7 protein-coding genes are annotated in these 7,029 nt (G+C 66.8%); 5 read left to right on the top strand and 2 right to left on the bottom strand.

Annotation, left to right across the window (positions count from 1 at the left end; genetic code table 11):
• On the bottom strand, positions 1-1,511 hold a 1,511-nt coding region (locus R1101_RS0113055; protein WP_016933863.1), incomplete at its 3' end, for a flavin-containing monooxygenase.
• A 73-nt stretch (positions 1,512-1,584) separates the two neighbouring features.
• Positions 1,585-1,884 carry a hypothetical protein gene (locus R1101_RS30995; RefSeq protein WP_157179154.1) on the bottom strand — a complete coding sequence of 100 codons (300 nt, stop codon included), beginning with the start codon at positions 1,882-1,884 and terminating at the stop codon, positions 1,585-1,587.
• Between the two features lie 12 nt (positions 1,885-1,896).
• On the opposite strand from R1101_RS30995, the gene dnaK reads away from it, so the two are divergent.
• From dnaK to R1101_RS0113030, 5 genes are all read left to right on the top strand, one after another.
• Complete coding sequence (gene dnaK, locus R1101_RS0113050; RefSeq protein WP_016933862.1) at positions 1,897-3,738, top strand: molecular chaperone DnaK; 1,842 nt, start codon at positions 1,897-1,899, stop codon at positions 3,736-3,738.
• On the top strand, positions 3,735-4,367 hold the full coding sequence (gene grpE / locus R1101_RS0113045; protein ID WP_016933861.1) for a nucleotide exchange factor GrpE: 633 nt from the start codon (positions 3,735-3,737) through the stop codon (positions 4,365-4,367). Before dnaK ends, grpE begins: the two co-directional genes overlap by 4 nt.
• Before the next feature lie 32 nt (positions 4,368-4,399).
• A complete protein-coding gene (gene dnaJ, locus R1101_RS0113040) occupies positions 4,400-5,587 on the top strand; it encodes a molecular chaperone DnaJ (protein WP_016933860.1) in 1,188 nt (395 codons plus the stop codon).
• The gene (locus R1101_RS0113035; protein WP_016933859.1) at positions 5,587-5,991 is read left to right on the top strand and encodes a heat shock protein transcriptional repressor HspR; all 405 of its coding nucleotides are present in this window, start codon (positions 5,587-5,589) and stop codon (positions 5,989-5,991) included. Before dnaJ ends, R1101_RS0113035 begins: the two co-directional genes overlap by 1 nt.
• Positions 5,992-6,169: 178 nt before the next feature.
• Positions 6,170-7,029: FAD-dependent oxidoreductase (locus R1101_RS0113030; protein ID WP_016933858.1), on the top strand; the 860-nt coding region annotated here is incomplete at its 3' end.

Here is a 7,029-nt window from a genome sequence, read left to right as displayed (position 1 = left end):
ATGTTCGCGCCGACGTACCAGGAGTTCGCGGAATTCAGCAACGACGCCTCGGCCCGGCTGCGGCATTCCTCCACCCAGTCGGCAACGGCCTCCGGGGTGCCCTCGATGCCGGCCGCGCCGCGAGCGTCGAGACAGGCGATGACGTCGGCGACCCAGTCGACGTGAAGTTCGGAGTGCAGCACCATGTTCGCAAGGACAGACGGGCTGCCGGGGCCGGTGAGGTTGAAGAAGTTGGGGAAGCCGTCGATGCCGAGCCCGAGATAGGTCTGTGGTCCGGCGGCCCACTTGTCCTTCAGGCTACGTCCACCGCGCCCCACGATCTCGAGCTTGTCGAGTGATCCGGTCATGGCGTCGAAACCGGTGGCGAGGACGATCGCGTCGAGGTCGTAGTGGGCCCCGGTGGTGATGATGCCGGTCTCGTCCATCCCTACGATCGGGGTGCTGCGCAGGTCGACGAGTTCGACGTTGTCGCGGTTGTACGTCTCGTAGTACCCGCTGTCGGTGACGATGCGTTTGGCCCCGATGGCGTGGTCCTTGGGGATCAGCAGTTCGGCGACCGCGGGATCGTCGACGACCGCGCGGATCTTCTCCTCCCAGAACGCGCGGGCGGTGTCGTTGGCGGCCCGGTCGGTGAGCTGATCCGGGAAGGCTTTCGAGAAGAGGACTCCACCGAGTTTCCAGCGTTCCTCGTAGACGGCGCGTCGCTCCTCCTCGGAGACCTCGAGCGCCGACTTCGGATGTGGTTGATGTGGGGAACCGCCGCCCGACTGCCAGGACAACCGGCGCCGCTCGGCATAATCGGCCTTCTGCTCGGCGCGGGTGGCATCGTCGAGCGGGACGTTGCCGGCGGGGATGCTGTAGTTGGCGGAGCGCTGGAAGACGAACAGTTTCTCGGCCTGCTCGGCGATGATCGGGACGGATTGGATGCCCGACGATCCGGTGCCGAGCACGCCGACCCGCTTGCCGGTGAAATCGACCCCTTCGTGGGGCCAGTGGGCCGTATGGAAGACGTCACCGGCGAAGCGGTCGAGACCGTCGAAGGCAGGAATGTTCGCGTTCGAGAGCGGTCCGGCCGCGACGACGAAGAACCGCGCCGAGACCACGTCGCCACCGTCGGTGCGTACGGTCCACCGCAGGGTGTCCTCGTCGAGAACCGCCGAGGTGACCCGGGTGTCGAACCGGATGTCGCGGCGCAACTCGAATCGGTCGGCGACGTGCTCGAGATAGGCCAGGATCTCGGGCTGGGTGGCGTATTTCTCGCTCCAGTTCCATTCCTGCTCGAGGTCGGGGGAGAACGAGTACGAGTAGTCGACGGATTCGACGTCGCAACGTGCTCCGGGATAGCGGTTCCAGTACCAGACACCACCGACCCCGGACCCGGCTTCGAACGCGCGGACCGTCAGGCCGCGGCTGGGGAAACGATGGATTGCGTACAAACCGGCGATGCCGGCACCGACTACGACGACGTCGAAGTCGGTGATGATCTCGGGTTCCGAATATCGTCCGTTCACTGGGGGAAGCCTTTCCACGAGCGCGAGCCGTCCGGTCCGGACAGGACCGGACCTGGGAGTTCATGAAGTGAATTCACGCTATGACCGAGAGAAGCGGCACGGCACCGGCATATCCCGCCCAGCGGGTCGTTTCGGACGCGGTGGAAGACGAGTCGACAGGATCGAGCGCAGGAGTGATGCTCGTCACCTCCGGAACAAATTCCCACGACCTGCCGTTGGATGGGTCAGACAACTTGAGTGCAACAGGCTCAACTTCACTTGACGACAAGAGTTGCTCCGGTGCAGGCTTGAGTCGACCGCGCTCACCTGAGTCGAACAGGCTCAGGTCGGCATGGAACGTTTTCGCGGTGCACACGCGCCGCGGCAGGAACATTGGAGGAAAATTATGGCTCGTGCGGTCGGCATCGACCTCGGAACCACCAACTCGGTCGTTTCCGTTCTGGAAGGCGGCGAGCCCGTGGTGGTCGCCAACGCAGAGGGGTCCCGTACCACCCCGTCCGTCGTCGCATTCGCGAAGAACGGTGAGGTTCTGGTGGGGCAGCCCGCCAAGAACCAGGCGGTCACCAACGTCGACCGCACCATCCGTTCGGTCAAGCGCCACATCGGCTCCGACTGGACCGTGGCCATCGACGACAAGAAGTACACGCCGCAGGAGATCAGCGCCCGCACGCTGATGAAGCTCAAGCGCGACGCCGAAGCGTACCTCGGTGAAGACATCACCGACGCGGTCATAACCGTCCCGGCGTACTTCAACGACGCCCAGCGTCAGGCGACGAAGGAAGCCGGCACCATCGCCGGCCTCAACGTCCTGCGCATCGTCAACGAGCCCACCGCTGCCGCGCTCGCCTACGGCCTCGACAAGGGTGAGAAGGAACAGACCATCCTGGTCTTCGACCTCGGTGGCGGCACCTTCGACGTGTCCCTCCTCGAGATCGGCGACGGCGTCGTCGAGGTCCGCGCGACCTCCGGCGACAACCATCTCGGCGGCGACGACTGGGACGAGCGCATCGTCAACTGGCTCGTCGACAAGTTCAAGGCGCAGCACGGCGTCGACCTGACCAAGGACAAGATGGCCCTGCAGCGTCTGCGTGAGGCCGCGGAGAAGGCGAAGATCGAGCTGTCGTCCTCGCAGTCGACCTCGATCAACCTGCCGTACATCACCGTGGACGCCGACAAGAACCCGCTCTTCCTCGACGAGCAGCTGTCCCGCTCGGAGTTCCAGAAGATCACCGGCGACCTCCTCGAGCGCACCCGCGCTCCGTTCCAGCAGGTCGTCAAGGATGCCGGCATCTCCGTCGGCGATATCGACCACGTCGTCCTCGTGGGCGGCTCGACCCGTATGCCCGCTGTCACCGATCTGGTGCGCGAGCTCACCGGTGGCCGCGAGCCCAACAAGGGTGTGAACCCCGACGAGGTCGTCGCCGTGGGTGCTGCTCTGCAGGCCGGCGTCCTCAAGGGCGAGGTCAAGGACGTGCTCCTGCTCGACGTCACCCCGCTGTCGCTCGGTATCGAGACCAAGGGCGGCGTGATGACCAAGCTCATCGAGCGCAACACCACGATCCCCACCAAGCGGTCGGAGACCTTCACCACGGCCGACGACAACCAGCCGTCCGTGCAGATCCAGGTCTTCCAGGGTGAGCGTGAGATCGCCGCGCACAACAAGCTGCTCGGCTCCTTCGAGCTCGGCGGCATCGCACCGGCTCCGCGCGGTGTCCCGCAGATCGAGGTGACCTTCGACATCGACGCCAACGGCATCGTCCACGTCACCGCCCGCGACAAGGGCACCGGCAAGGAGAACACGATCAAGATCCAGGAAGGCTCCGGCCTGTCCCAGGAGGAGATCGACCGGATGGTCAAGGATGCGGAGGCCCACGCCGAGGAGGACCGCAAGCGTCGCGAGGAGGCCGAGGTCCGCAACCAGGCCGAGTCGCTCGTGCACCAGACCGAGAAGTTCATCAAGGAGAACGAGGACAAGGTGCCGGCCGACGTCAAGGAGAAGGTCGAGGCTGCCGTCAAGGAGGCCAACGACGCTCTCTCCGGCTCGGACATCAACGCGGTCAAGGCCGCCGTCGAGAAGCTCGCGACCGAGTCGCAGGCACTCGGCCAGGCCATCTACGAGGCGCAGGGCGCCGACGGTGCCGCTGCCGGTGACGGCGCGGCCGCAGGTGCCGACGACGTCGTCGACGCCGAGGTCGTCGACGAGCCCAACGATTCGGAGAAGAAGTGAGTGCCGACAAGCCCGAGCAGGAACCGGTGACCGTCACCGACAAGCGACGGATCGACCCCGAGACCTTCGAGGTGCGCGACCCGGCCGACGAGCCGCGCGCCGAGGAGGGTGAGGTGATCGAGTCGGTTCCTGCGGAGGGTGAGGCCGAGAAGGCCGGACAGACCGAGGGGCAGTCGCAGGAGGCGAAGGAACTCGCCGAACGCACCGCCGACCTGCAGCGGGTGAGCGCGGAGTTCGCGAACTACCGTCGCCGCGCCGAAGCGCAGCGCGCGGCGTCCGCGGAGGAGGCCAAGGCATCCGTCGCGGCGAAGTTCCTCGACGTCCTCGACGACCTCGACCGTGCCCGCGCGCACGGCGACCTCGAGTCGGGTCCGTTGAAAGCATTGTCGGACAAGCTCACCGGCGTGTTCGACTCCCTCGGACTGGCTGCATTCGGTGTCGAGGGCGATGCCTTCGATCCCGAACTGCACGAGGCCGTCCAGATGGAAGGCGACGGCAACCATCCGGTGCTCGGCGCGGTGCTCCGCAAGGGCTACCGCTTCGGCGACCGCATTCTGCGGCACGCGATGGTGACGGTGACCGACGGCGATCCGGTGGATACGCCGTCGGGTGAGTCCGGCACAGAGTAAGAACAAGAAAACGCGAGAGGAGGAGACGCCCGGTGAGCCAGCGGGAGTGGATCGAGAAGGACTTCTACAAGGACCTGGGCGTCTCCCCCGACGCGACGCAGGACGAGATCAAGAAGGCCTACCGGAAACTGGCACGGGATCTGCATCCCGACGCCAACCACGGTGACGCGCAGGCCGAAGAGCGCTTCAAGGCCGTCAGCGAGGCCAACGCCGTCCTGTCGGATCCCGCCAAGCGCAAGGAATACGACGAGACCCGGCGCATGTTCGCCTCCGGCGGTTTCCCCGGCGGCGGTGGCTTCCGTGCCGGCACCGGCGGATTCTCCGGTGGCACCGGGGCGACCTTCGACATCGGCGACCTGTTCGGCGGTGGTGGTAGCGGCGGCGACGGCGGGCTCGGCGACCTGTTCGGCGGGCTGTTCAACCGCGCCGGTGGCGGCACCACGCCCACCGCCGGCCGTTCGCGTCCGCGCCGCGGGTCCGATGTCGAGACCGAGACCACGCTCGACTTCCGCGACGCCGTTCAGGGCGTCACGATTCCCCTGCGGATGACCAGCCCGGCGCCGTGCACCACCTGCCACGGCAGCGGTGCCCAGCCGGGAACGAGTCCGCGGGTGTGCCCGAACTGCAACGGAAGCGGTGTGATCTCCCGCAACCAGGGTGCGTTCGGTTTCTCCGAGCCCTGTGACGACTGCCGGGGCAGCGGATCGATCATCGACAATCCCTGCACCGACTGCCGCGGCACCGGTGTCCAGAACCGCACCCGCACCATCACCGTGCGTGTGCCCGCCGGTATCAAGGACGGCTCCCGTATCCGTCTCGCAGGCCAGGGTGAGGCCGGTCTGCGCGGCGCCCCGTCGGGCGACCTGTTCGTGACGGTGCACGTGCGACCCGACCGCGTGTTCGGCCGTGAGGGCGACGATCTCACCCTCGTGCTCCCCGTCAGCTACGGCGAACTCGTCCTGGGCGCGACCGTGTCGGTGCCGACGCTCGACGGCCGGGTCGGACTGAAGATTCCCGCGGGAACGGCCGACGGCCGGGTGCTGCGAGTGCGTGGCCGCGGTGTTCCCAAGCGCAGTGGCGGCGCCGGAGATCTGCTCGTGACCGTGAAGGTCGCGATCCCGCAGAATCTCGACGAGAAGGCGACGGAAGCACTTCACAACTATCTTCGTGCAGAAGAGGCAGGCGGTTTCGATCCTCGAGAGGGATGGGCAGGTGCGTGATGAGCGAGACGAGAATGCCGCGGGATCTGTCACCGGACCCCGATGCGCGCGTCTACGTCATCTCGGTGGCAGCAGAACTCGCCGGGATGCATGCGCAGACGCTGCGTAATTACGACCGACTCGGACTCGTCACCCCGCACCGCACCAGCGGCGGCGGCCGCCGGTATTCGCCGCGCGACGTCGAACTGCTGCGCGAGGTGCAGCGACTCTCCCAGGACGAAGGCGTCAACCTCGCCGGGATCAAGCGGATCATCGAATTGACCAACCAGGTCGAGGCGCTGCAGCATCGCGTCGCGGAACTCAACGCAGAGGTCGTGCAGTTGCGTTCGACGCGCGGCGATCTGGTGCCGGTGGCCCGCAGCAATGCCCTCGTGGTCTGGAAGCCGCGCAACCGACGGGACTGACCGCGCCGCGGTCGAGCGGGACTGACCGCACCGCGGTCGAGCGGGACCGACCGCACCGCGGTCGAGCGCGACCGATCGGACGTTTTTCTCCCGTACAGCGAGATGATCGTGTCGCGACTCTTCACCTTCTGCCTAGTGTGGCGTGTTCCACACGAACGGTCGACGGAAGGCAGCAGTCATGACGGAGTGGGCGGAAGAATGCGACGTCCTCGTGGTGGGGTCGGGAGCCGGAGGGTGTTGCGGTGCGTACACCGCTGCGCGTGAAGGACTTTCGGTGATCCTCGTCGAGGCGTCCGAGTACTTCGGCGGTACCACGGCGTATTCCGGTGGCGGGGGTGTCTGGTTTCCCACCAACGCGGTCTTGCAGCGTGCCGGTGACGACGACACCATCGAGGACGCGCTGACCTACTATCACGCGGTCGTCGGCGACCGCACCCCGCGCGAGCTGCAGGAGGCCTACGTCCGCGGCGGCGCCCCCCTCGTCGACTACCTGGAATCCGACGACGACCTCGAATTCGCGGTCTACCCGTGGCCCGACTATTTCGGCAAGGCCCCGAAGGCCCGTGCCCAGGGACGCCATATCGTTCCGTCGCCGATGCCCGTCGCCGATGATCCCGAACTCAACGAGTCGATCCGCGGCCCGCTCGGCCGCGAACGCAACGGTGAGGCCCTGCCCGATGTGCTCATCGGTGGTCGCGCCCTCGTCGGCCGATTCCTCGTCGCCATGCGCAAGTACCCGAATGTGGAGCTGCACCGGAACACCCCGCTCGAGGAACTGATCGTCGAGGACGGTGTGGTGGTCGGCGCGATCGTCGAGAACAACGGTGAGCGGCGGACGATCCGCGCGCGCAAGGGCGTCGTCCTCGCCGCCGGCGGTTTCGATCAGAACGACGAGATGCGCAGCAAGTACGGTGTGCCGGGCGCGGCACGGGACTCCATGGGTCCGTGGTCGAATCTCGGCAAGGCACACCAGGCGGGCATCGCCGTGGGCGCCGATGTGGATCTGATGGGCGAGGCCTGGTGGTCCCCGGGTCTGAC

The sequence above is a fragment of the Rhodococcus sp. R1101 genome (genome assembly GCF_000278445.1).
Classification (GTDB): Bacteria; Actinomycetota; Actinomycetes; order Mycobacteriales; family Mycobacteriaceae; genus Rhodococcus; species Rhodococcus gordoniae.
This window is presented reverse-complemented; position numbering and strand designations above follow the sequence as displayed.

What these genes read in the sequence shown, in the direction of transcription:
- dnaK (WP_016933862.1), top strand. Translation starts at nt 1,897, where the DNA reads ATGGCTCGTGCGGTCGGCATCGACCTCGGAACCACCAACTCGGTCGTT.
- R1101_RS30995 (WP_157179154.1), bottom strand. Translation starts at nt 1,884, where the DNA reads ATGTTCCTGCCGCGGCGCGTGTGCACCGCGAAAACGTTCCATGCCGAC.
- R1101_RS0113035 (WP_016933859.1), top strand. Translation starts at nt 5,587, where the DNA reads ATGAGCGAGACGAGAATGCCGCGGGATCTGTCACCGGACCCCGATGCG.